Source organism: Amycolatopsis mongoliensis (genome assembly GCF_030285665.1).
In the GTDB taxonomy this organism is placed as follows: domain Bacteria; phylum Actinomycetota; class Actinomycetes; order Mycobacteriales; family Pseudonocardiaceae; genus Amycolatopsis; species Amycolatopsis mongoliensis.
Genome location: NZ_CP127295.1, coordinates 8,994,635 through 9,017,545, shown reverse-complemented (window position 1 = coordinate 9,017,545; position 22,911 = coordinate 8,994,635). Strand labels below are relative to the sequence as shown.

The window sequence follows — 22,911 nt, the reverse complement described above, 5'->3', positions numbered from 1 at the left end:
GTACCGCGCCACAGGAGGCGACGATGCCCGCAAGCCGCCGTGCCGTGCTGGCCGCGAGCCTGGCCCTGCCGCTGGCGGCCGCGTGCTCGGCGCCCGCGGGCTCCGGCGGCCCGGCCCGGATCAGGTTCTGGTCGGCGCTGCGCGGCAGCCAGCAGGTCGTCGACGCGTTCAACCGCACGCAGAACCGCATCCGCGTCGACTTCCAGCAGATCCCGTCCGGCGACCAGGGCGGTTACGCGAAACTGAGCAACGCGGCCCGCGCGGGCAACGCCCCCGACGTCGCCACGATCGAATACCCGCAGGTGCCCGGCTTCGCGATCGACGGCGTCGCGCGGGACATCACGGACCTCGTGAGCGACCGGCTCCGGGCGAAACTGCTGCCGCAGGCGTTGCGGCTGACGACGTTCGCCGGCCGGGTGTTCACGGTCCCGCTCGACGTCGAGCCGATGGTGCTGCACTACCGCACGGACCTGTTCCCCGAGCCGATTCCGCGGACGTGGGACGAGTTCGCCGCGGCGGCCCGCCGGATCCGTGACGGCCGCCGCCGGATCGCGCTGTTCCCGACCGACGGCGGCATGCAGTTCGCCGCGTTCGCCTGGCAGGCCGGGGCGCGCTGGTTCGACACGTCGGCGGGCGCGTGGAACGTCTCGCTCGCCGACGCCGCCACCCAGCGCGTTTCCGGGTACTGGCAGGGCTTGATCGAGGACGGCCTGGTCTTCGCCAACGCGTCGCTGAGCCGCCAGAGCGACGCGCAGATCGGCCAGGACCTGGTCGTCGCGCGGCTGAGCGGCGCGTGGGACGCGGGCGCGCAGATGAAGGCGCGACCCGGCCAGAAGGGCAAGTGGGCGATCGCGCCGCTGCCGCAGTGGGATCCGGCCCACCCGGCGGTCGGCACGCACGGCGGCTCGACGTTCGCGATCACCAAGGACAGTGCGAATCCGGAGGCGGCGATGGAGTTCATCGAGTGGCAGGTCTCCCACCCGGACGCGTTGCGCGCCCGGCTCTCGAGCGGCACGAGCAGCCAGTACCCGGCGGCGCCCGCGCTGGTCGAGGTGGGCGGCAAGGCGTTCGACCGCGCGTACTACGGCGGCCAGGACATCTACCGGCTGTTCGACGAGCAGGCCCACCTCATCCGCGACGGCTGGACGTGGGGCCCCCGGATGAGCGCGACGCAGCGGGTCCTGCAGGACGGCTTCGCGCGAGCGGGTGCGGGCAACGGCACGCTGCTGGACGCGGTCCGCGACGCCCAGAAGGCGACCATGCCGGACCTGGTCGCCCTCGGCCTGGCGACGACCGAGCACGAAAGCCGAGGGACCGTCCGATGACCGTCACCCCGACCCGCCTCTCGGCCGCCTCGACGAAGTCCGTGAATGTCCCATCGCGGGACTCTATGTCCCTCAATGAGCCATTCACGGACTTCAGCCGGGGTGATCGGTGGCGCCGGCCGAGCCCGGCCGGCCGGCGGTCGCCGCTGGCGTCGCCCGTGTTCCTCCCGGCCACGACGGTCGGCGACCCGGCCCGGCTGACCGGAGGTCGTCGATGACCGCCACGCTGACCCGGCCCGCACCCCCTCCCGCGAAGGCCGCGACTCCTCGCCGCAGCGATCGGGAACGTTCCGCTGCCGTCGTCCTCATGGCGCCCTTCTTCGTCCTTCTCGTCGCCGTCTTCCTCGTGCCCGTCGGGACCGCCGTCTGGCTGAGCTTCTTCGGTGCCGACGAGCCCGGGCTCGGCTTCGGGCCCGAGCACACCGTTTTCGTCGGCCTGCGCAGCTACCTCGCCGTCTTCGGCGATCCCACCTTCCTCAACGGACTCGGCGTCATCGCCCTCTACTGCCTGATCTACCTGCCGCTCCTGGTCGTCGCGTCGCTCGGGCTCGCCCTGCTGCTCGACTCCGCCGCCGCGCGGCTGAAGTCGCTGGCACGGCTCGGGCTCTTCCTGCCGCACGCCGTGCCCGGGATCATCGCCGCGATCATCTGGCTCTACCTCTACACCCCCGGCCTCAGCCCGGTCGCGCTGTTCGGCGACGGCGGGATCATCGCCCTCCCGGCGATCGTGAACATCGCCCTGTGGAGCAACCTCGGTTACAACGTCGTCATCTTCTGCGCCGCCCTGCAAGCCGTGCCGCGCGAAGTGCTCGAAGCCGCGGTCGTCGACGGCGCCGGCCCGGTCCGCACGGCCCTGCGCATCAAGACCCCGCTGATCCGGTCGAGCGTAGTGATGGTCGTGCTGTTCACGCTCATCTGGTCGCTGCAGCTGTTCACCGAGCCGATGCTGCTCTCGCAGTCCACGCCGGTGATCACCGCGCGCTTCTCGCCCAGCATGTACATCTACGACGCCGCCTTCACCCGCAACAACTACGGCCTCGCCGCGGCCGCGTCCGTCATCCTCCTCGCCTGCACGATCGCGCTGTCCTACGGCGTGACGCGCTGGACCAACCGCACCCGGGAGGTGACCTCGTGAAGCTGCTCAGCCGCACGGCCGTCAACACCGTCGTCGGGATCTCCGTGCTCTACACGCTCCTGCCCGTGCTGTGGCTCGTCCTCGCCGCGGCCAAGAGCGGCGACGCGCTCTTCGGCAGCGATCTCTTGTCGCTTAAAGGGTTCTCGCCGCTGGAGAACCTCAGAGACCTCTTCGCGATGGACAAGGGGAGCTACGGCCGCTGGTACGCCAACAGCCTCTTCTACGCCGTCGCCGGCGGCGCGCTCAGCTCGCTGATCAGCATCGCGTGCGGGTACGCCTTCGACAAGTACCGATTCAAGCACAAGGAAAAGCTCTTCGGCCTGGTGCTCGCCGCGGTCATGGTGCCGCAGACCGTGCTCGCGCTGCCGCTGTACCTGATGGCGTCGGGCACCGGGCTCGTCGACACGCCGTGGGCGGTGTTCGTGCCGGTGCTGTTCAACCCGTTCGGCGTCTACCTCGGCCGCGTGTTCAGCCAGGGGTACGTCCCGGACGAAGTCCTGGAAGCCGCCCGCATCGACGGCGCCGGCGAGCTGGCGACGTACTTCCGGGTCGCGCTGAGGATGCTCGGGCCCGGCGTGGTCACCGTGTTCCTGTTCCAGCTCACCGCGATCTGGAACAACTTCTTCCTGCCCATGGTGATGCTGTCCGACCAGAAGCTCTACCCCGTCAGCCTCGGCCTCTACGCCTGGAACAGCTCGGCCACCGTGTCGCCCGAGTACTACCCGGTCGTCATCATGGGCTCACTCCTGGCCGTCCTCCCGCTGCTGCTCGCTTTCGTTCTGCTGCAACGCTTCTGGCGCTCCGGGCTCACCGCGGGAGCGGTCAAGTGATCCGCGCCGCCCTCGCGATGAGCCGGGACGCGGCCGACGCCGTCCTCGACGACGGGACACTGGCCAAGCTACGCGGGCTCGTCGACCTGGCCGAAGGCGTGATCGACGACTTCGCCGGTGCCCCGCTTCGGGACGTCGAGCTGCTGGTCACCGGCTGGGGCTGCCCGCCACTGGACGCCGTCGCGCTCGCCGCCGCCCCGAACCTGCGCGCGGTCGTGCACACCGCCGGGTCGGTCCGCGCGCACGTCACCGAGGCGTGCTGGGACCGGGGCATCGAGGTGACTTCCGCGGCCGAGGCCAACGCCGTGCCCGTCGCCGAGTACACCCTCGCCATGATCCTGCTGTCGGGCAAACGCGTGCTCGAACGCGCTCGCGGCTACCGCGTGGACCGCGTCCGCGACGACTGGCTCGCCGTGCCCCGGGACGTCGGCAACTACCGGAGGACGGTCGGCATCCTGTCCGCGTCGATGATCGGCCGCCGGGTGATCGAGCTGCTGCAACCTCACGACCTGCGGATACTGGTGCATGATCCGTATGTGACCGACGTGGAGGGAGCCGAGCCGGTGGGACTGGCCGAGCTGTTCGAACGCAGTGACGTCGTCAGCGTCCACACGCCGCTGCTGCCCGAGACGCGCGGCCTGGTCAGCCGGGAGCTGATCGGGTCGATGCGCCCGGACGCCGTGCTGATCAACACCGCCCGCGGCGCCGTCCTCGACCAGGACGCTCTCGCCGAGGCCACCGGATCCGGGCGGATCCGGGCGATCCTCGACGTCACCGAACCCGAGGTCCTGCCGCCGGGACACCCGCTGTGGACGGACGAGAACGTGCTCATCACCCCGCACCTGGCGGGTTCGCAGGGCAACGAAATGGGCCGGCTGGCGGCGCTGGCCGTCGCCGAGGTCGCGCGCTGGGTGGCCGGCGACGGCTTCGCCCACCCGCTGCACCGCGACCGGATGGGACTGATCGCGTGAAGCTGCCCCCCGACGACCACGAGCTGAGCCCGCACACCGGCTACACGCGCGAGCACTGGGTCGCCGCCGCGGACGGGCTCCTCGACGCCGCGTGGCGCTGGGCGAGCCCCGGGAAAGCGCGGCTCGACCTGCCCGGACCGGCGTCGGCCAACGGCGTCCGCTCGGACGGGCTCGAAGGCTTCGCCCGCACGTTCCTCGCCGCCGCCTTCCGCGTGGCCGGGGGCGGAGACCCCCGCAACTGGCTGGAGCGCTACGCCGAAGGCCTCGACGCGGGCACCCGCACCCCGGGCCGCGACGACCCCGAGTCGTGGCCGGTGATCCTCGGCCACGACGTGGCCGGGCAGCCGATGGTCGAGTCCGCGTCCGTCGCGCTCGGACTCCGGCTGACGCGGCCCTGGCTCTGGGACCAGCTTGAAACGCCAGTCCAAGACCGCGTCGAAGAGTGGCTGCGCGGCGCGCTGAGGCACGTCCCGGCGCCGAACAACTGGTACCTGTTCCCGTTCACCGTCGCCGGGTTCCTCGTCGACGTCGGCCGCGGTGACGCCGCGACCGCGCGGGCCCGCGACCGCGCGCTCGAACTCCTCGAGGGCTGGTACCGCGGCGACGGCTGGTACGCCGACGGCGACGGTCGTGCGTTCGACTACTACAACGGCTGGGCCATGCACCTCTACCCGGTCCTGGACGCCCACCTCGCCGGGAAGCCGACGCACCATGGCGACCGGCTGCGCGAGCACCTGGCGAGCCTGAAACTGTGGTTCGGTGCCGACGGCGCGCCCCTCCACTTCGGACGTTCGCTGACCTACCGCTTCGCCGCCGTGTCGGCGGTCGGCCTCGGTGCGGTCACCGGCGGCACCCCGCTGCGCCCGGGCCTGTCCCGGCGGCTGCTCAGCGGCGCTCTCAAGTACTTCCTCGACCGCGGCGCCGTCGACGACCACGGCCTCCTGAGCCTAGGCTGGCACGGCCCGCACGCGCCGACCACGCAGTTCTACTCCGGCCCGGGCTCGCCGTACTGGGCGTCGAAGGCGTTCGTCTGCCTGCTCGCCCCGGAGGATCATCCACTGTGGACGTCCACGGAGGAATCGGAGGACGCGGACACCATCCGCGCGGAGCCGGCGCCGGGATTCCTGCTGCAGAAGGCGGACGGCGTCGTCCGGCTGCACAACCACGGCAGCGACCACCTGAGGCCCCACGAAGCCGAGTCGGCTGCCGGCGACGATCCGCACTACGGCCGCTTCGCCTACTCCACCCACACCGGCCCCACGGCCAAGGACAACCCCGCCGACAACCACTTCGCCGTCGTCGTCGAGGGAGTGCGCAGCGTCCGTCGCCGGATCCACCCCCTCGGCGCCGGCAGCGGTGACGGCTGGGGCTGGGCCGCGTCCTGGCACCGCCCGATCTTCGGAACGGCGGCGGTCCCCGGCTTGCGGGTCGAGAGCGTCACCGTGGCGCGCGGGCGAGACGAGGTGCGCGTGCACCGGGTGGTCGGCGGCCCGCCGGGAGCGACCGCGGAGCAGACCGGCTGGGCCGCGGACTCGGTGCTGGAACCCCTCACCGGCTGGGCCGGGCAGGACGAGGTTCGCGCGCCACACGGCACCGCGTACACCCCCTGGGTGACCTTGGCCCGGCTCACCGGTCCCGCCGAGGGCACGACGGTCTTCGCCGCCCACGCGGTGCTCGGCGCCGGGGGAGCGGACGTCACCGCCGACGGCACGGAGATCCGCTGGCCGGACGGCTTCACCGTCCGGATCGCCTTCGACCCCCTGGAAGTGACCGCCGGATGACGCGCTCAGGCGGACTCGCGGACCACCAGCTCGGTCGGCAGGATCAGCGACGTCGGCTGCTCGCCGTCGATCAGCCGCACCAGCATCCGCGTCATCTCCCGGCCGAGCGCCTCGATCGGCTGGCGGACGGTGGTCAGCGCGGGGTGTGTGTGCTGCGCGGTGACGATGTCGTTGAACCCGACCACCGCGACGTCCTCGGGTACCGAGAGCCCCCGCGAGCGCAGGACCTTCAGCGCCCCGGCCGCCATCGCGTCCGAAGCGACGAACACGGCGTCGAGATCCGGGTGCTCGTCGAGCAGCCGCGCCATCCCTTCGACGCCGCTGGCCTCGCTGAAGTCGCCGTGCACGACGCGGTGGTCGGGCAGCCCGGCCAGCGCGAGGGCTTCCCGGTAGCCGAGGTACCGGTTGACGCCGGCGTGCTGGTCGGTCTGCCCGGTGATCGTCGCGATCCGCTGCCGCCCGAGCGAGACCAGGTACTCCACGGCCTGCCGGGCGCCGCCGCGGTTGTCGGCGTCGACGTAGTGCTGGGGAGTGCGGTCGAGCGAGCGTCCGCCGTGGACGACCGGCACCTGGCCCTCGTCGGCGATCTTCGACAGCGGGTCGTTCTCCCGCAGGGCCAGCAGCAGGACGCCGTCGGCGGCGCGCGACTGCAGGATCCGCGTCAGCCGCGAGCGGCCGCGTTCGGACGCCGCGAGCACCAGCATCAGCTGGAGGTCGGTTTCCTCGATGACGGCGTTGACCCCGGCGATCACCTCGGCGAAGAACTGGTTGGCGAACAACGCCGGGTCGTCGCTGGAGATGGCCAGCACCACCGCGCCGCGCCGCGCCGTGGCGAGCGACCGGGCCGCGGTGTTCGGCACGTACCCGAGCTCTTCGATGGCCCGCTGCACGGCTTCGCGCGACTTCTTGCTGACGTGCGGGGCGTTGTTGATCACCCGGGACACGGTGCCGGTGGACACCCCGGCCAGGCGGGCCACTTCCTCGAGCGTCGACGGCCGGTTGCTCATCGTGGTGACCTCCCCTGGTCGACGGCCAGCTTAACAAGTCTGTAAGCGCTCACAGCCCCTGCCGGGTGATGACGCCGGCGTACCAGCGGGCACTGTCCTTGAGGGTGCGCTGCTGCGTCTCGTAGTCGACGTGCACCAGCCCGAAGCGCTGCGCGTACCCGTAGGACCATTCGAAGTTGTCGAGCAGGGACCACGCGAAGTACCCCTTGAGCGGCACGCCCCGCGCGACGGCGGTGGCGCAGGCGCGCAGATGACCTTCCAGGTAGGCGATCCTCGCCGTGTCGTGCACGGGTTCGTCGAAGGCCGCGCCGTTTTCCGTGACGTACAGCGGGATGGCCGGATAGTCCCGGTTCAGCCGGATCAGCAGGGACAGCAGGCCGCGCGCATCGATCTCCCAGCCGATCGACGTTCGGGGGCGGCCGCCGTCGATCTGGGTGACCCGGTCCGACCCGACGTAGGCCGACGGCCGGGGCGTGCCGCCGCCGGCGACGAGCATGGGGGAGTAGTAGTTGATCCCGAGGAAGTCCAGGGGTGCCGAGATGGTCTTCAGGTCCCCCGGGAGCACGTGATCGAACGCCGTCACCCCGGCCAGGTCGGCCTGGACGTCGGCGGGGTACTCGCCGAGCAGCACCGGGTCGAGGAACAGCCGGTTCTGCATGCCGTCGATCCGGCGGGCCGCGTCGAGATCGGGTTCGGCGCGGGTCGCGGGGGAGACGTGCGTCAGGTTCAGCGTGAGGCCGACCGTGCTGTCCGGCATGGCTTCCGCGGCGAGGCCGTGCCCCAGCAGCAGGTGGTGGGCGGCGCGCACGGCGTTGCCGGGCTCCTGCCGGCCCGGCGCGTGCCGCCCGGTGGCGTACCCCAGGAACGCCGAGCACCACGGCTCGTTCAGCGTCGTCCAGTGCGTGACGCGGTCAGCGAGTGCGTCGTGCACGATGGCCGCGTAGTCGGCGAAGCGCTGCGCGGTGTCGCGGTCCGGCCAGCCTCCGGCGTCTTCCAGGGGCTGGGGCAGGTCCCAGTGGTAGAGCGTCGGCCACGGCTGGATGCCGTGCTCCAGCAGCGTGTCGACGAGCCGCCGGTAGAAGTCGAGCCCGCGCTGTTCGACGGCGCCGGACCCGGTGGGCTGGATCCGCGGCCAGGCGATCGAGAACCGGTAGGCGCCGAGCCCGAGGTCCTTCATCAGCGTGACGTCGTCGCGGTAGCGGTGGTAGTGGTCGGCGGCGACGTCGCCGGTGTCGCCGTGGTCGACCTTGCCCGGCGTCGCGGCGAAGGTGTCCCAGATGGACGGCCCGCGTCCGTCCTCGGCCGTCGCGCCCTCGATCTGGTAGCTCGACGTCGCCGCGCCCCAGAGGAACCCGGGTTCGAAGGTGCTCACGCCTTGACCGCTCCTTCCATGATGCCGCCGATGATCTGCTTGCCGAAGGCCAGGAAGACCAGCAGCAGCGGGACGCAGGCGACGAGCGCGCCCGCGAACATCAGCGTGTAGTCGGTGTAGTAGCTCGTGGACAGCTGGTTCAGGGAGAACTGCACGGTCGGGTTGTCGTTCTCCAGCACCGCGATCGGCCAGAGGAACTCGTTCCAGGTGCTCATGAACGTGAACAGCGCGAGCACCGACGCGCCCGGCCGCAGCGCGGGCAGCACGACCGTGAGGTAGATCCGGAACGTGGAGCAGCCGTCGATGCGCGCGGCCTCGATCAGCTCGTCCGGCACCGAGCGCTCGGCGTACTGGCGCATCATGAACACGCCGAACGCCGACACGAGGAACGGCACGATGACCGCCTGCAGCCGGTTCTGCCAGCCCAGCTGCACCATGATCATGTAGAGCGGGATGATGCCCATCTGCACCGGGATCATCATCGTGCCGAGGATGACCACCAGCAGCCCGTTGCGGCCGCGGAAGCGCAGCTTGGCGAAGGCGAACCCGGCCAGCGTGCTGAAGAAGACGACGGAGACGGTGACGACCACCGACGCGATCGCCGAGTTCACCATGCCCAGCAGGAAGTTCGCGTCTTCGGCGGAGAACAGCCGCCCGATGTTGCCGAACAGGTTGCCCCCGGGAAGCAGTGGCGGCGGCCAGTCGCCGACGATGTCGTTGGTCCGGGTGGCGACCACGAACAGCCAGTAGAGCGGGAACGCCGACAGCGCGATCCCGGCGAGGAGCGTGACGTAGACCAGGGGAGACGTCTTCCGCATCACTTGGCCGACCTCCGGGTGACGAGGAAGTTGATCACCGCGAGGATGGTGATGAGCAGGAAGATCATCCACGCGATGGCCGAGCCGTAGCCGAGGTCGGCGTCGCGGAAGGCCTTCTCGAACATGTACATCGACACGGTCTGGAACTGGCGCAGGGAGCCGCCGGAGATGGCGTAGGTGCCTTGCCCGAAGATCAGCGGCTCGGTGAACAGCTGCATGCCGGCGATGGTCGACATGATCACTGTGAACACTATCGCCGGGCGGATCATCGGCACCGTGATGCTGCGGAACTGCCGGATCTTGGACGCGCCGTCCACGGTGGCCGCTTCGTAGAGCTCCCGCGGGATGGACTGCATGGCGGCCAGGTAGATCAGCGAGTTGTAGCCGGTCCAGCGCCAGTCGACCATGGTCGAGATCGCGATCCAGGACGACCACTTGTCGGCGCGCCAGTCGATGGGGGAGACGCCGACCAGGTGGAGCAGGCCGTTGACCATGCCCGCGTCGCGGTCGAAGATCTGGCTGAACACGATGCCGACCGCGGCCACCGACGTCACGATCGGCAGCAGCACGCCCATCCGCAGCAGGAGCCGGGCCCGCAGCTGCTGGTTCAGCAGCGCGGCCACCACCATCGCGAGCAGCAGCTGCGGCACGGTGGCCAGCACCAGCATGCCGAGGGTGTTGACCACGGCGTTCCAGAAGTCCGGGTCGCCGAAGAGGGTGGCGTAGTTGTCGAGGCCGATGAACCCGCCGTCGCCGCCGAGGTCCCAGTTGTGCAGCGAGACCCAGGCGGTGTACAGCAAGGGGAACAGCCCGAAGACCGCGAAGAGGAGGAAGAAGGGGGAGATGTACAGGTACGGCGAGGCCTTGAGGTCCCACCGGGACAGCAGGCTGCCGCGTTCCCGGGGGCGTGGCGGCGCCGGAGGCTTCACGGCGGCGCGGGGCCGTTGCTGGGTGACCAACTGAGAGTCCTTTGTGGAGGCCACCCCGTCGTGAGTGGTTAGGAGGGTTAGAACCCTCCTAACCACTCACGACGGGGTGGCGGGCTACTTGACCAGGCGCTTGGCTTCGTCGATGGCCTTCGACCACGCCTCGGCGGGCGGGAGCTTGCCCTGTTCGACGGCGAGCAGCGCGTTGGTGAACCGGTCGCCGATGGCGACGTTCGCCGGGCCGAGGTACACCGGCTTCACGGCCTTAGCGCTGGCGCCGAAGATCTTCCCGACCGGCGCGTTGCCGAAGTAGGCGTTGGTCAGCCCCTGGACGACCGGGTCGTCGATGGCCTGTGGCGACGACGGGAAGTTGCCCTTCGCCTGGAACGCGCCGATCTGGCCCTTCGCGCTGGTCAGGAACTTCACCAGCTCGACGGCCTGGTCCTGGTGCTTGCTCTGCTTGGGCACCGCCAGGAACGAGCCGCCGCGCACCGCGCCGTTGCCCGGCACCTTGGCGACGTCCCACTTGCCGGCGTTCTCCGGGCCGGCCTGCTTCTGGATGGTCGCGAGCATCCACGACGGGCACGCGATGGTGGCGAACGTGCCCTTCTTGAACCCGGCGTTCCACTGCGGGCTGTACTGGTCGAGGTCGGCCGACAGGCCGGCCTGGATCATCCCGACGGTCTGGTCGTAGGCGCTGCGCACGGCCGGGTTGCTGTCGGCGACGAAGGTGTTCGCCTTGTCGTAGTACGTGTGGTCACCCTGCTGCATCAGGATGTTCTGGTACATGCCACTGGAGGAGTCGTAGAACTTCGCCCCGGTGTTCGCGATGAGAAAGCGCTTTCCTGTGGCCAGGTAGGCGTCCCAGGTCGGCCACAGGGCACCGACCTGCTCGCGGTCGGTGGGCAGTCCGGCTTGGGCGAACAGGTCCTTGCGGTAGCACATGCCCTGGGCGCCGATGTCGGTGCCGAGCCCGATCAGCGTCTTGCCGTCGGCGGTCAGTGCCTGGTTCCACTTCCAGTCCAGGTAGTCCGGCTTGAGCGCGTCCGCGCCCTTGTCGAGGAGGTTGACGAACTTGTCCGGCTTCGCGACGTACTGGCTGATGATGCCCTCTTCGAGCGCCACGACGTCGCCGGCGCCGGAGCCCGCGGTCATCCACTGCTGGAGCTTGGGCGAGTAGTCGCCCAGCTTCCCGATGTTGTCCTCCTTGATGGTGACACCCGGGTGGCTCGCCTCGTACTGCTTGTACAGGGCGTCGTACCCGAACTGGCTGAACGTCTTCACCACGAGGGTGACCGGGCCGGACGCGCTCTGCTGATCGTCGTCCGCCCCGCCGCAGGCCGCGGCGGCGACGAGGGTGGCGGCCATGGCGGTGGCCAGCAGTGTTCGCCTGAGTCTGGCAGGCATGAAACCTCCACTTACGGGCCGAATCCGGAACCGCTAACAGTCCGTACGGCCGTCATCACGACTTTGTGAAAACACCTTCACCTGCTGCGACGCTGCGGCTGTGCCGGTGAGGCGCTGGCTGGCTTGCACCAGAATTGGAAGCGCTTACAGGACTGTAACCCGGAGTTGGCGCGGTTGTGAAGAGGCAGCTGTCCAGAGCCCGGGACGGTTGACACACCGGCCGTCCCCGGCGCACCATCCCGCATTGACGCTGTGGCGTGCCGGCCTCCTCGATCCCCGACTTCGATCCCTGGAGCGCCGGTATGTCCGTAAGACCCAGGCTGCTCGCAGCCTGTTTGCCCGTACTGCTCGTCGTGTCGCTGGCCCCGGCCGCACAGGCCGACGCGCCGTACGAACGCGTGCTCAACGGCACCTTCGACACCACCAAGGCTCCCTGGTGGAGCAGCGGGAACACCCCGTCCCGGGTGGACGCCGGCCGCCTGTGCGCCGACGTCCCGGCGGGCACGGTCAACCCGTGGGACTCGATGCTCGGCGAAAACGACATCCCCCTGGAGGCCGGCCGGCCGTATACGCTGCGGTTCACCGCGACGGCCACCGCCGACGTCACGATCCGCGCCGGCCTCGGCCTCGCCGTCGCCCCGAGCACCACGATGTTCTCGAAGAGTGCCGCGGTCACGAGCACCCCGAAGACGTTCACCTTCACCGGCACCTCGAGCCTGTCCACCCTGCGCGGCCAGGTGAACTTCCAGTTCGGCGGCGCCGCCAAGGCGTACACGTTCTGCGTCGACGACGTCTCGCTCACCGGCGGCGCCATCCCGCCGGGCGGCGGCAAGGACTACGGCTCACCCGTGCGGGTGAACCAGGTCGGGTACGCGACGACCGGGCCGAAGGAGGCGTCCATTGTGGATGATTCGACGACGCCGGTGCCGTGGGAGCTTCGGGACAGCGCGGGCAAAGTCGTGAAGAAGGGCCGGACCCAGGTGCGGGGTGACGACGCCGCCTCGGGCGACCACGTGCACATCGCCGACTTCGGCGACTACCGCAAGGAAGGGACCGGCTACACCCTCGCCGTCGGAACCGCGGTCAGCGAGCCGTTCGGCATCTCCCGCGACCCGTACGACGGCCTCCGCAGGGATTCGCTGGAGTACTTCTACCTCGTCCGCAGCGGCACCCCGATCGACGCCGCCTACGTCGGGGACGCCTACGCCCGCCCCGCCGGGCACCTCGGCGTCGCCCCCAACAAGGGCGACACGTCCGTGCCCTGCCTGCCCGGCACCTGCGACTACTCGCTCGACGTCAGCGGTGGCTGGTACGACGCCGGCGACCAGGGCAAATACGTCGTCAACGGCGCCCTGGCCGCGTGGCAGCTCATGGACAGCTACGAGCGCTCGCTGTCCACCGGGGACTGGGCGAACCTGAAGGACGGCCTGCTCAAGGTGCCCGAAGCGGGCAACCGCGTCCCGGACGTGCTCGACGAGTCGCGCTGGGAGGTCGAGTTCCTGCTCAAGATGCAGGTCCCGGCCGGGCAGCCGCTGACCGGCATGGCCCACCACAAGATCCACGACCTCGCCTGGACCGCGCTGCCGACCCAGCCCCAGGCCGACGCCCAACCGCGTTACCTGCACGCGCCGTCCACCGCGGCGACGCTCAACCTGGCCGCCGCGGCCGCCCAGTGCGCCCGCGTCTGGCAGCCCTACGACCGCGCGTTCGCGGCGAAGTGCCTGGCCGCGGCCAAGACGGCGTGGCAGGCCGCCCTGGCGCACCCCGCGGTCTACGCGCCGGCCGAGGACAGCGTCGGCGGCGGCGCGTACGCCGACACCGACGTCGCCGACGAGTTCTCCTGGGCGGCGACCGAGCTGTATGCGACGACGGGCGACCGGACCTACCTGAAGTCCATGACCGGCCGGATCACGGCCGACGGGTTCTCGTGGCGCGACACCGGCGCGTTGACCGACCTCACGATCGCCCGGCTCCCGTGGCGCTTCCCCCTCGACCGCGTCCTGGGCGCCCGGCAGCGGGTGCTGGGCGTCGCCGATCAGTACGTCCGCAACATCGACTCGCAGGGCTACCCGAACCCGTTCAAGGCCGCGGCCTACCCGTGGGGTTCGAGCAGCTCCACGACCAACAACGCCCTGGTGATCGCGACGGCGTACGACCTGACGCACCGGCCGGGGTACCGGGACGCCGTCCTCGAGTCGATGGACTACCTGCTCGGCCGCAACGGGCTCAACCAGTCGTTCGTCACCGGCTACGGCGAGCGGGCCAGCACCAACGAGCACGGCCGGATCTGGGCCCACCAGCTCGACCCGAAGCTGCCCACCCCGCCGCCGGGCTCGCTGGCCGGCGGTCCGAACAGCGCGCTGCAGGACCCGGTGGCCCAGCAGAACCTGCCGGGCTGCGCGCCCGCGAAGTGCTACATCGACGACATCTTCTCGTATTCGACGAACGAGACGGCGGTCAACTGGAACTCGTCGCTCGCCTGGATCGCGGCGTTCGCCGCCGGTAAGTAGTCCCCTCGGAAAGAAGGAGGTCCACAATGCCGTGGACAGCCCGCATCCTCGCGGTGTCGGCACTCTTGCTCGCCGGCACCGCGGTGCCCGCGAGCGCGGCCAGTCCGATCGACCTGACCAGTGGGTTCTACGTCAACCCGAGTTCGGCGCCCGCGTCCTGGGTGGCGTCGCACTCGAGTGACTCGCGAGCTTCGAAGATCACCGCGTCCATCGCGTCGAAGCCGATCGCGAAGTGGTTCGGCAACGACGCGAACATCGGCACCTCGGTGGCGAGCTACGTCAGCGCCGCCGACAGCCACGACATGCTCCCCGTGCTCGTGGCGTACAACCTCCCCGGCCGCGACGCCTGCGGCGGCGAGTCCGGTGGGGGAGCCGGGAGCCTCGGCGCGTACAAGACGTGGATCTCGAGCTTCGCGGCCGGCGTCGGGACGCACCCGGCCGTCGTGGTCATCGAGCCGGACGCGCTCGGCGACTTCGACTGCATGAGCAGTTCGCAGATCGCCGATCGGAACACGATGCTCACGTACGCGGTCCAGATGTTCCAGCAGAAGGCGCCGAACACCTACGCCTACCTCGACGGCGGCAACGCCGGCTGGGTGGCGGCGTCGACCATGGCGAGCCGCCTGAAGGCCGCCGGGGTGGCCGACGCCCGCGGCTTCTCGGTGAACGTGTCGAACTTCTACACCACCGGCCAGTCGATCAGCTACGCCGACTCCGTGAACTCGGGGCTCGGCGGCGGGGCGAAGTACGTCATCGACACCAGCCGCAACGCCAACGGCTCCGACGGGACCTGGTGCAACCCGGCCGGGCGCAGGCTCGGCGTCACCGCCCAGGTCGGCGGCGGCGCGGAGATGCTGCTGTGGGTGAAGACGCCCGGGGTCTCCGACGGCCAGTGCGGCATCGCGCCGACGGTGCCCGCGGGGACGTTCAGCCCGGACCTCGCCGTCCGGCTGATCGACGGCACTTGAAACCCTTGACACACAATACTGTAAGCGCTTACAAAAGAGGCTGACAAGGGAGGTCGCCGATGGGCCTGCGGTTCGCCGTGAGCACGCTGGGCATGCCGGGAGTCCCGGTGCGCGAAGCCGCACGCACGGCACTGGCGCACGGGTGCGAAGGCCTGGAGCTGCGCGTGCACCCCGACGAGGAAGTCCATTTAGGACTTCCGGGTCCGGCCGTCGACGACCTCCGCTCCCTGCTCGACGACCAAGGGCTGGCCGTCGCGTGCCTGGCCGGGTACGCGAAGGTCAGCCGTCCCGGGCCCGACCGGCCGGTGATCGACGAGCTGCGCGCGTTGATCGAGCTGGCGCAGAGGATCGGGGCGCCGGCCGTGCGCGTCTTCCCGGGCGGCGACGGCGACGCGCGGCCGCGGATCGGAGCCGTCCTCGACGACCTGCGGGACGCCGGGGTGCGGCTGCTGGTCGAGACGCACGACTCGCACCCCACCGGCGCCGCGGCGCTGGACCTGGTCAGCCCCTTCGGGGATCCGGTCCGCGTCGCGGTGCTGTGGGACGCGGTGCACCCGTGGCGGGCGGGCGAGGAGCCCGCCACCACCCGGGCCGTGCTCGGGCCCTACCTCGGCTACTTCCAGGTCAAGGACGCCGTGGGCCGGGACGACCCGACCCCGGTGCCGCCGGGCGAGGGCGCGGTCCCGCTTTCCGAGTGCGGCGAGCTCCTGCGGTCGTGGTCGGGCTGGATCTCCCTGGAGTGGGAGAAGGCCTGGTACCCGGACCTGGCCGCCATCGAAGTCCCCCTGCGCGCGGCCGCGGCCTGGTTCGGCCGGTACGCGCTCCCCGAACACTGAGGTGAAAATGACTGCAGAGACTTTGGGTGTCGTGCTGAACGGCGTCACCGGCCGGATGGGCTACCGCCAGCACCTGGTGCGCTCGGTCCTGGCGATCCGCGAGCAGGGCGGCGTCCTGCTCCCCGACGGCTCCCGCGTGCAGCTCGAACCGCTGCTCGTCGGCCGCAGCGACGACAAGCTGTCCGAGATCGCGCATCGGCACGGCTTGACCCGCTGGACGACCGACCTCGACACCGCGCTCGCCGACCCCGGCTTCCCGCTGTACTTCGACGCGCAGCTCACGTCGGTCCGCGAGAAGTCGATCGCGCGCGCGATCGACGCGGGCAAGCACATCTACACCGAGAAGCCCCTGGCGGAGTCCGTCGAAGGCGCGGTGACCCTCGCGCGTCAGGCGTCCGCGGCAGGCGTCAAAAACGGTGTCGTGCACGACAAGCTGTACCTGCCCGGCCTGCGCAAGCTCGCTCGGCTCGTCGACAGCGGGTTCTTCGGGCGGATCCTGTCCGTGCGCGGCGAGTTCGGCTACTGGGTCTTCGAAGGCGACTGGCAGAGCGCGCAGCGGCCGAGCTGGAACTACCGGGCCGAAGACGGCGGCGGGATCGTCGTGGACATGTTCTGCCACTGGAACTACGTGCTGGAAAACCTCTTCGGCGCGGTCCGCGCGGTGACCGCGAGGGCCGTCACGCACATTCCGTCCCGGGTGGACGAACAGGGCACCACCTACGACGCGACGGCTGATGACGCCGCGTACGCGATCTTCGAGCTGGACGGCGGGATCGTCGCGCAGCTGAACTCGTCGTGGTGCGTGCGCGTGCACCGCGACGAGCTGGTCGAGTTCCAGGTGGACGGCACGCGGGGGAGCGCGGTCGCCGGCCTGCACAGGTGCGTCGTCCAGCCGCGCGAGGTCACACCGAAGCCGGTGTGGGACCCGGACCTGCCGGAGACGCGGGACCACCGGGCGCAGTGGCAGGAGGTGCCGGACAACGCCGACTTCGGCAACGGCTTCAAGGCGCAGTGGGAGCAGTTCGTCCGGCACGTCGTCGCGGACGAACCGCACCCGTACGACTTCCTGGCGGGTGCGCGGGGGATCCGCCTGGCCGAGGCGGGGCTGGAGTCGTCGCGGACCGGCCGTCGCGTGGAGCTGGCAGGGTTGAGCGTCCAGGCCTCGGTGTGATTCTCGAGAAAGTGCTTACACGGCACGACGAGACGCCGGTCCTGCTCATCCGTCGGGGAAGAGCCTCGACAGCTGGAGTGAGGGGGATATCGAGACGTTCGGGGCCGGCGCGGAAAGGGGGTGCATCACGGTGTTGGTCATCTTGCTGTCGATCTCGTCCCAGATCTTGCTCAGATCCATGCCCGCGCGGTCGGCGGCCGCCGGCAGCGCGCGTTCGCGACGGCGTCCCAGCTCGAGCCGCCGGTCGCCCAGGTGGGCCTCGACCGGTCCCAGCAGCAGGAATCGCAGCTCAGGCGCCGGGCGGAGGGCGCGGTGGTCCGGGGAATCCATGCGAGCACACCGGTGGTTCGCGGGGGCGACGGGCAGGCGGCCGGTGGCCGCCTGCCCGTCATTTTCGCCGAAAGCGGAGTGCCTGTGGTGACTTTGCCACTGTCGCCTCGCCCGAGGACCGCGCGGTGAACAGCCGTCACGACCACCGTTACAGCTGGACCAGTTCAGTGTTACGGGCGTAACATGGCGATGTGCGCAGCGAATCCCGTGAGCAGGGCTGGCTCGTGATCAGCGTGTCGACCGCCGGTGCACCCGACTCGCTGCGCGTGCAGGTCTGGCGCAAGCTCCGCTCCCTGGGCGCGCTCTACCTGCAGCAGTCGGTGTGCCTGCTGCCCGCGCGGCCCGAGGTGCTGCGGGACGTCCGCCGCCTGGCCGACCGGGTCCGCCACCAGGGCGGAACCGCGCGGGTGCTGCCGATGACCTTCACCGACCCGGCCGAGGAACAGGCCGTGATCGCCGAGCTCAACACCGCTCGCGACGCCGAGTACGCCGAGGTCCTCGAGCGGCTGCCCGAACTGCGCCGCGAACTCGCCGACGAGCAGGCGCGCGGCAACGCCACCTACGCCGAAGTCGAGGAGTCCGAGGCGGATCTGCAGCGGTTTCGCAGCTGGCTGGCCAAGATCGCGGCTCGCGACTACTTCGCCGCCCCCGTCGGCCAGGACGCCCGCGACGCCGTCGAGCACGCGGCCGCCGAACTCCTCGCCTCCGAAGAAGCCGCCCTGCGCGCCGAGGCGCCGGCCCCGGCGACGCCGCGCGCGGTGAAGAACCGGTGACCGGCTCGTTCTGGTGGGACCTGCTGATCGGTGTGGCCGGTGCGCTCGTGCCGGCCTGGCTCGCGCTGGTCGTCGCGCTCGTCCTCGTCCGGCCGCGCGGCGGTCTGCTGCGCGAGGCCCTGCGGCTGCTGCCCGACGTGCTGCGGCTCATCCGGCGTCTCGCCGGTGACGAGACGCTGCCTCGCGGTGTCCGGATCCGGCTCGCGCTTCTGCTGGCCTACCTCGCCCTGCCCATCGACCTCGTCCCCGACTTCATCCCGGTACTCGGCTATGCCGACGACGCCATCATCGTCACCGCCGTTCTGCGCGGCGTCGTCCTCCGCGCCGGGATCGACGCCGTGCGCGCGCACTGGCCCGGCACCGACGACGGATTCGAGGCGCTGGCCCGCCTGACCGGGATCCGGGCATCGACGAGCTGAACGGACGCCGTTCATCCGCCGCAAGGCTCCGAAGAGTCCCGTCGGCGGACGTGTTTCTGCCGGTCTTGCTCCGTGCGTCGCGCACCGATCCGCCCGTTCCGGCTGTCCGGGCCGGGCTGGCAGACTCGTCCGGTGATCCTCGGATACGTCCTCGCCGTAGTGGCCGCCCTCGCCTCGGGCAGCGGCCCGATCCTGGAGTCCGCCGCCGTCCGGCGAGCGGGCGCCTACGGCGGCACGCCTCAGGACCTGGTCGCCCTGCGGCGCCAGCCGCTCTACTTCCTCGGGCTGGGGTGGACCTGCTGGGGTTCGTCTCCGCCGCCGTCGCGCTGCATCGCCTGCCGCTGTTCCTGGTCCAGTCGGTCCTCGCGTTCAGCGTCGGCGTGACCGCGACGATCTCCGCCCTGATGGGGCGTCCGGCTGGCCGCCGCCGCTTGGGTGGCGCTGGGCGTCGGCGCGACCGGCCTCGTCCTGCTGGGGCTGTCCGCGGACCCGAGCCCCGCGCAGCCGTTGCCGCTCGGCGGAAAACTGCTCCTGCTGGGCGCGGCGCTCCCGCTCGCGGCGCTCGCGTTCGTCACCGAACGCCGGAACCGCCACTGGTCGGCCGCTCCCGTACTCGGGTTCTGCGCCGGACTGGGCTTCAGCATCGTCGGCGTCTCGGCGCGCTCCCTCGGCACCGTGGGCCCGATCTGGCACCTGGCCGCGGAACCGGCGGTCTGGGCGATGATCGTCAACGGCCTCGTCGCCGCAACGGCGTTCGCGATGGCCCTGCAACGAAGCCGGGCGACCGCGGTCACCGCCACCATGTTCACCACGAACACCACCGTGTCGTCGCCCGTGGGCGTGGTCTTCCTGGCCGACCGGGTCCGCGACGGCTTCACGGTCGCGGCCATCGCGGGATTCGTCCTCGCCATCGCCGGCGCGATCGGCACCGCTCACTACGCGGGCGCGCACCGGGAACTCCCGCCGAGAAGCCGGGAACGACCTGAATCCCGGGAGGCGTGAGCGGCGGCCGGTTCCCTGCCTGACGCGGTGTCGGGAGGATTCTGTCTCGTGGACAACCTGGGAGAGACGCGGGCGTCCTGTTATCATACTTGAAACGTTTCAATCGTGAATGAACATCATCGGCAAGGCTGACGACGAAGTCGACTCGCGAAGGAGTGTTCATGTCCGCTCACGGCCCACGACTCGTGCTCGTTCTCCTCGCCGCGGTGCTGTCCCTGGTGTCCACGGCATCGCCTGGCGGTGCGGTGGGGAGCAATCCGGCTGTCCAGGCCTTCGATCTGCGGGCCGACGGTGTCGCCGATCCGCTGGCGGCGAGCACTGCGCCGGCGTTGAGCTGGAAGCTGCGCTCCGGACAGCCCGGTGCCCGGCAGACCGCGTACCGGATCCTCGTCGCGACCAGCCCGCGCCTGCTCGCCGAGAACCGGGCCGACGTCTGGGACAGCGGCAAGGTCTTCAGCGCGGAGTCGGTCGCGGTGCCGTACCGGGGGCCCGCCGCGGCGGCAGGGAAGCGGAACTACTGGACCGTCGAAGTGTGGGGCGCTCGCGGCGGCACCCCCGCCAGGGCCGAGGCGGCCTGGTGGGAGACCGGGCCCGCGCGGCCGGCCGACTGGGCGGGCGCCGAGTGGATCACGCCGGACACCGGCGGTGCCTATGCCTGGCAGGACTTCGCCCTCGACGTCGACTTCACGATCAAGGCCGCGGCCGCGAGCGTGGTCTTCCGGGCCGCCGGTCCCGACTACTTCCTGATGTGGCAGGTGAACGCCGCCACCACGCCGGGCAAGGTGCTGCTGCGGCCGCACGAGAAGAGCCACGGGTCGTTCGCGCTCCTCGGGGAGACCGACCTGAGTGCGGTCATCACCCCGCAGAACGCCGGCGCGCCGCACCACCTTCGGATCGAAGCACGGGGAAGCACTGTCGTCACGGTGATCGACGGGACCGAAGTGGACTCCCGGACGGTCGGCGCGGTGCGCGCCGGCACCATCGGGTTCCGGACTTCGGTCAGCCAGGGTACGCCCGAAGCCGCCGCCTACGACAACCTGGCCGTGCACGGTCTCGACGGCACGCCGTTGTTCTCCGACGACTTCTCGGCCACCCCGGACGCCCGGTTCCCCGGGGCCGCGATCACCGATGGGAAGCTCGAACCCCAGGGTGATCCGCTCCTGCTCGCCCAGTCGCCGGACGCGCCGCTGCTGCGCCACGAGTTCGTCCTGGACAAGCCCGTCGCGAGCGCCCGTGCCTATGTCTACGGTCTCGGCTTCTACGAACTGCACCTCAACGGCGGCAAGGTGGGCGACCAGGTCCTCGCACCGGGGAGCACGTCGTACGACCGAAGAAACCTGTACGACTCCTTCGACGTGACGAACCAGGTCCACATCGGACGGAATGCGGCAGGGCTGTGGCTGGGCAACGGGTACGGACCGCGGTTCAGCCAGTACGGCTTCCGCTGGACGGGGCCGAAGCAGGGGATCGTGGCGCTCGTCGTCACCTTCGCCGACGGGACCCGCCGGACGATCACCACCGACGAATCGTGGCGGTGGTCGGACGGCCCGGTGACGGCCAACGACCTCTACGCGGGCGAAAGCTACGACGCCCGGCTCGCGCAGGACGGCTGGGACCGGCCGGGCTTCGACGACGCGGCCTGGCACCCGGTGCGGGCCACGGCCGCACCCTCCGCGTCGCTCACCGGATCGACCGCGCCGCCGATCCGGGTGGTCCGCACCGTCCGGCCTGTGGCGGTGCAGCAGCCTCGCCCGGGCGTGTACGTCTACGACTTCGGGGAGAACTTCGCGGGCTGGGCACAGCTGCGCGTCGCCGGGCCGGCCGGGACGACCGTGCGGATGCGCACAGCGGAGGAACTCGAAGCCGACGGCACGCTCGACACCACCACCAACCGCAACGCCGCGTCGACCGACTCCTACACGGTCGGCGCCGCGCGCGGGGTCCAGGTCTACGAACCGCGGTTCACCTACCACGGCTTCCGCTACCTCGAGCTGACCGGCTACCCGGGCACGCCGGACCTCGGCAGCGTCGCCGGCCGGGTCGTGCACGCCGACGTCGCCGCCACCGGGCACGTCGAGACGTCCGACCCGCTGCTGAACACGATCTGGGCGAACAACCGGCGCGCGGTCCTGAACAACTCGATGAGCCTGCCCACCGACAACCCCGTCCGCGACGAGCGGACCCCGCCGGGCATGGACGTGCAGGCCTACCACGACGCGTCCGTCCTCGACTTCGGCATGGATTCCTTCTACGGCAAGTACCTGCTCGACCTGCCGCCCGGGACGGCGTTGCCCAGCGACGACGGGAACGCCCAGCTGCCGGACATGGGCGGCGGCTCGGTCGACCTGGCCTGGTCGCTCTACGAGCAGTACGGCGACCTCGGCCGCCTCGCCGCGGCCTACCCGAAGATGAAGTCCTTCGTGGACACCAACGCCGCCGCTTACCCGGGCTTCATCTGGCCGGAAGACCGCGGGTTCGGCGACTGGTGCCCACCCGACCGGAGCCCGAACGCCAACTCCGGCCAGGGAAGCCCGTCCGCGGGCGACTGCTTCAGCGAACGGTCCGTCGTCAACACGGCGTTGTCCTACCGGCAAGCCGACGACGTCGCGAAAGCCGCACGGGCACTGGGAAAGACCGACGACGCGACGCACTTCGCCGGGTTGGCGACGTCGATCGCGAACGCGTTCAACGCGCACTTCCTCGACGCCTCGGGCACCACCTACGGCGATGGCCGCCAGACGACCGGCATCCTCCCGCTCGCCTTCGGCATGGTGCCGCCGGACAAGGTCGCCGGGGTGGGGGCGAAGCTCGTCGACACGATCCTGACGAAGAACGGCGGGCACCTCGACACCGGGATCTTCGGCACCCGCTACCTGCCCGAGGCCCTGGCGAAGGTCGGCCGGATCGACGTCGCCCTGACGGTGCTGCGGCAGAAGACCTACCCGGGCTTCGGGTACGAGATCGGCCGGGGCGCGACGACGCCGTGGGAGCAGTGGACGTACGAGTCCGGCATGGAAACCCACGACCACGCGATGTTCGCCGGGATCAACACCGCCTTCTACACGCAGTTCGCCGGCATCACGCCCGCGACGCCGGGGTACGCGTCGATCGCGATCGCCCCGCAGGTGCCGGCCGGGCTCGGGCACGTCGCGGCGTCGATCGACACCGTCCGCGGGGTGGTCGCGTCGGAGTGGACGCAGACCGGCTGCCGGTTCGACCTGACCGTCACGGTGCCCGGGAACACGACCGCCACGGTCACCCTGCCTACGGGGAAACAGATCCAGATCGGTTCCGGGACGTCGAAGTTCACCGTCCACCACTGCGCCTGAC

20 protein-coding genes are annotated in these 22,911 nt (G+C 70.7%); 14 read left to right on the top strand and 6 right to left on the bottom strand.

Going from position 1 to position 22,911, the window contains the following annotated elements; genetic code table 11:
* Nucleotides 1-23 precede the first annotated feature (23 nt).
* The 5 genes from QRX60_RS43245 (at nucleotide 24) to QRX60_RS43225 (ending at nucleotide 6,042) form a co-directional block, all read left to right on the top strand.
* Nucleotides 24-1,325: an ABC transporter substrate-binding protein gene (locus QRX60_RS43245; protein ID WP_285997265.1), complete on the top strand. Its 1,302-nt coding sequence runs from the start codon at nucleotides 24-26 to the stop codon at nucleotides 1,323-1,325.
* A gap of 307 nt (nucleotides 1,326-1,632) precedes the next feature.
* The gene (locus QRX60_RS43240; protein WP_285997264.1) at nucleotides 1,633-2,460 is read left to right on the top strand and encodes a carbohydrate ABC transporter permease; all 828 of its coding nucleotides are present in this window, start codon (nucleotides 1,633-1,635) and stop codon (nucleotides 2,458-2,460) included.
* On the top strand, nucleotides 2,457-3,290 hold the full coding sequence (locus QRX60_RS43235; RefSeq protein ID WP_285997263.1) for a carbohydrate ABC transporter permease: 834 nt from the start codon (nucleotides 2,457-2,459) through the stop codon (nucleotides 3,288-3,290). The genes QRX60_RS43240 and QRX60_RS43235 overlap by 4 nt, the downstream gene beginning before the upstream one ends.
* Complete coding sequence (locus QRX60_RS43230; RefSeq protein WP_285997262.1) at nucleotides 3,287-4,261, top strand: hydroxyacid dehydrogenase; 975 nt, start codon at nucleotides 3,287-3,289, stop codon at nucleotides 4,259-4,261. The genes QRX60_RS43235 and QRX60_RS43230 overlap by 4 nt, the downstream gene beginning before the upstream one ends.
* A complete protein-coding gene (locus QRX60_RS43225) occupies nucleotides 4,258-6,042 on the top strand; it encodes a DUF2264 domain-containing protein (protein WP_285997261.1) in 1,785 nt (594 codons plus the stop codon). The genes QRX60_RS43230 and QRX60_RS43225 overlap by 4 nt, the downstream gene beginning before the upstream one ends.
* 5 nt (nucleotides 6,043-6,047) lie before the next feature.
* Here QRX60_RS43225 and QRX60_RS43220 read toward each other — a convergent pair whose 3' ends face one another.
* From QRX60_RS43220 to QRX60_RS43200, 5 genes are all read right to left on the bottom strand, one after another.
* Nucleotides 6,048-7,049, bottom strand: a complete 1,002-nt coding sequence (locus QRX60_RS43220) for a LacI family DNA-binding transcriptional regulator (RefSeq protein ID WP_285997260.1) — start codon at nucleotides 7,047-7,049, stop codon at nucleotides 6,048-6,050.
* 49 nt (nucleotides 7,050-7,098) lie between these two features.
* Nucleotides 7,099-8,421, bottom strand: coding sequence for a GH1 family beta-glucosidase (locus tag QRX60_RS43215; protein WP_285997259.1), 1,323 nt, complete (start codon nucleotides 8,419-8,421; stop codon nucleotides 7,099-7,101).
* The gene (locus QRX60_RS43210; RefSeq protein ID WP_285997258.1) at nucleotides 8,418-9,239 is read right to left on the bottom strand and encodes a carbohydrate ABC transporter permease; all 822 of its coding nucleotides are present in this window, start codon (nucleotides 9,237-9,239) and stop codon (nucleotides 8,418-8,420) included. Before QRX60_RS43210 ends, QRX60_RS43215 begins: the two co-directional genes overlap by 4 nt.
* Complete coding sequence (locus QRX60_RS43205; RefSeq protein WP_285997257.1) at nucleotides 9,239-10,198, bottom strand: carbohydrate ABC transporter permease; 960 nt, start codon at nucleotides 10,196-10,198, stop codon at nucleotides 9,239-9,241. The genes QRX60_RS43210 and QRX60_RS43205 overlap by 1 nt, the downstream gene beginning before the upstream one ends.
* A gap of 84 nt (nucleotides 10,199-10,282) precedes the next feature.
* Nucleotides 10,283-11,572: an extracellular solute-binding protein gene (locus tag QRX60_RS43200; protein ID WP_285997256.1), complete on the bottom strand. Its 1,290-nt coding sequence runs from the start codon at nucleotides 11,570-11,572 to the stop codon at nucleotides 10,283-10,285.
* A 335-nt stretch (nucleotides 11,573-11,907) separates the two neighbouring features.
* Here QRX60_RS43200 and QRX60_RS43195 point away from each other — a divergent pair, with 335 nt between their 5' ends.
* The 4 genes from QRX60_RS43195 to QRX60_RS43180 are packed head-to-tail and all read left to right on the top strand — an operon-like array spanning nucleotide 11,908 to nucleotide 17,057.
* Nucleotides 11,908-14,082, top strand: coding sequence for a glycoside hydrolase family 9 protein (locus QRX60_RS43195; RefSeq protein WP_285997255.1), 2,175 nt, complete (start codon nucleotides 11,908-11,910; stop codon nucleotides 14,080-14,082).
* Between the two features lie 26 nt (nucleotides 14,083-14,108).
* Nucleotides 14,109-15,050 (top strand): glycoside hydrolase family 6 protein, encoded by a 942-nt coding sequence (locus QRX60_RS43190; protein WP_285997254.1) that lies wholly within the window; start codon nucleotides 14,109-14,111, stop codon nucleotides 15,048-15,050.
* Nucleotides 15,051-15,109: 59 nt separating this feature from the next.
* Nucleotides 15,110-15,886, top strand: coding sequence for a sugar phosphate isomerase/epimerase family protein (locus tag QRX60_RS43185; protein WP_332845801.1), 777 nt, complete (start codon nucleotides 15,110-15,112; stop codon nucleotides 15,884-15,886).
* Between the two features lie 7 nt (nucleotides 15,887-15,893).
* Nucleotides 15,894-17,057, top strand: coding sequence for a Gfo/Idh/MocA family protein (locus QRX60_RS43180; RefSeq protein WP_285997253.1), 1,164 nt, complete (start codon nucleotides 15,894-15,896; stop codon nucleotides 17,055-17,057).
* A 45-nt stretch (nucleotides 17,058-17,102) separates the two neighbouring features.
* Here QRX60_RS43180 and QRX60_RS43175 read toward each other — a convergent pair whose 3' ends face one another.
* Nucleotides 17,103-17,387 carry a hypothetical protein gene (locus QRX60_RS43175; RefSeq protein ID WP_285997252.1) on the bottom strand — a complete coding sequence of 95 codons (285 nt, stop codon included), beginning with the start codon at nucleotides 17,385-17,387 and terminating at the stop codon, nucleotides 17,103-17,105.
* 191 nt (nucleotides 17,388-17,578) lie between these two features.
* On the opposite strand from QRX60_RS43175, the gene QRX60_RS43170 reads away from it, so the two are divergent.
* The 5 genes from QRX60_RS43170 (at nucleotide 17,579) to QRX60_RS43150 (ending at nucleotide 22,910) form a co-directional block, all read left to right on the top strand.
* Nucleotides 17,579-18,160, top strand: coding sequence for a Chromate resistance protein ChrB (locus QRX60_RS43170; protein WP_285997251.1), 582 nt, complete (start codon nucleotides 17,579-17,581; stop codon nucleotides 18,158-18,160).
* Entirely contained in the window at nucleotides 18,157-18,579 is a 423-nt protein-coding gene (locus QRX60_RS43165; protein WP_285997250.1) for a YkvA family protein, read from the top strand. Before QRX60_RS43170 ends, QRX60_RS43165 begins: the two co-directional genes overlap by 4 nt.
* Before the next feature lie 132 nt (nucleotides 18,580-18,711).
* A complete protein-coding gene (locus tag QRX60_RS43160; protein WP_285997249.1) occupies nucleotides 18,712-18,963 on the top strand; it encodes a hypothetical protein in 252 nt (83 codons plus the stop codon).
* A 51-nt stretch (nucleotides 18,964-19,014) separates the two neighbouring features.
* Nucleotides 19,015-19,581 (top strand): hypothetical protein, encoded by a 567-nt coding sequence (locus QRX60_RS43155; RefSeq protein ID WP_285997248.1) that lies wholly within the window; start codon nucleotides 19,015-19,017, stop codon nucleotides 19,579-19,581.
* 161 nt (nucleotides 19,582-19,742) lie between these two features.
* The gene (locus tag QRX60_RS43150; protein WP_285997247.1) at nucleotides 19,743-22,910 is read left to right on the top strand and encodes a family 78 glycoside hydrolase catalytic domain; all 3,168 of its coding nucleotides are present in this window, start codon (nucleotides 19,743-19,745) and stop codon (nucleotides 22,908-22,910) included.
* Nucleotide 22,911: the final 1 nt, after the last annotated feature.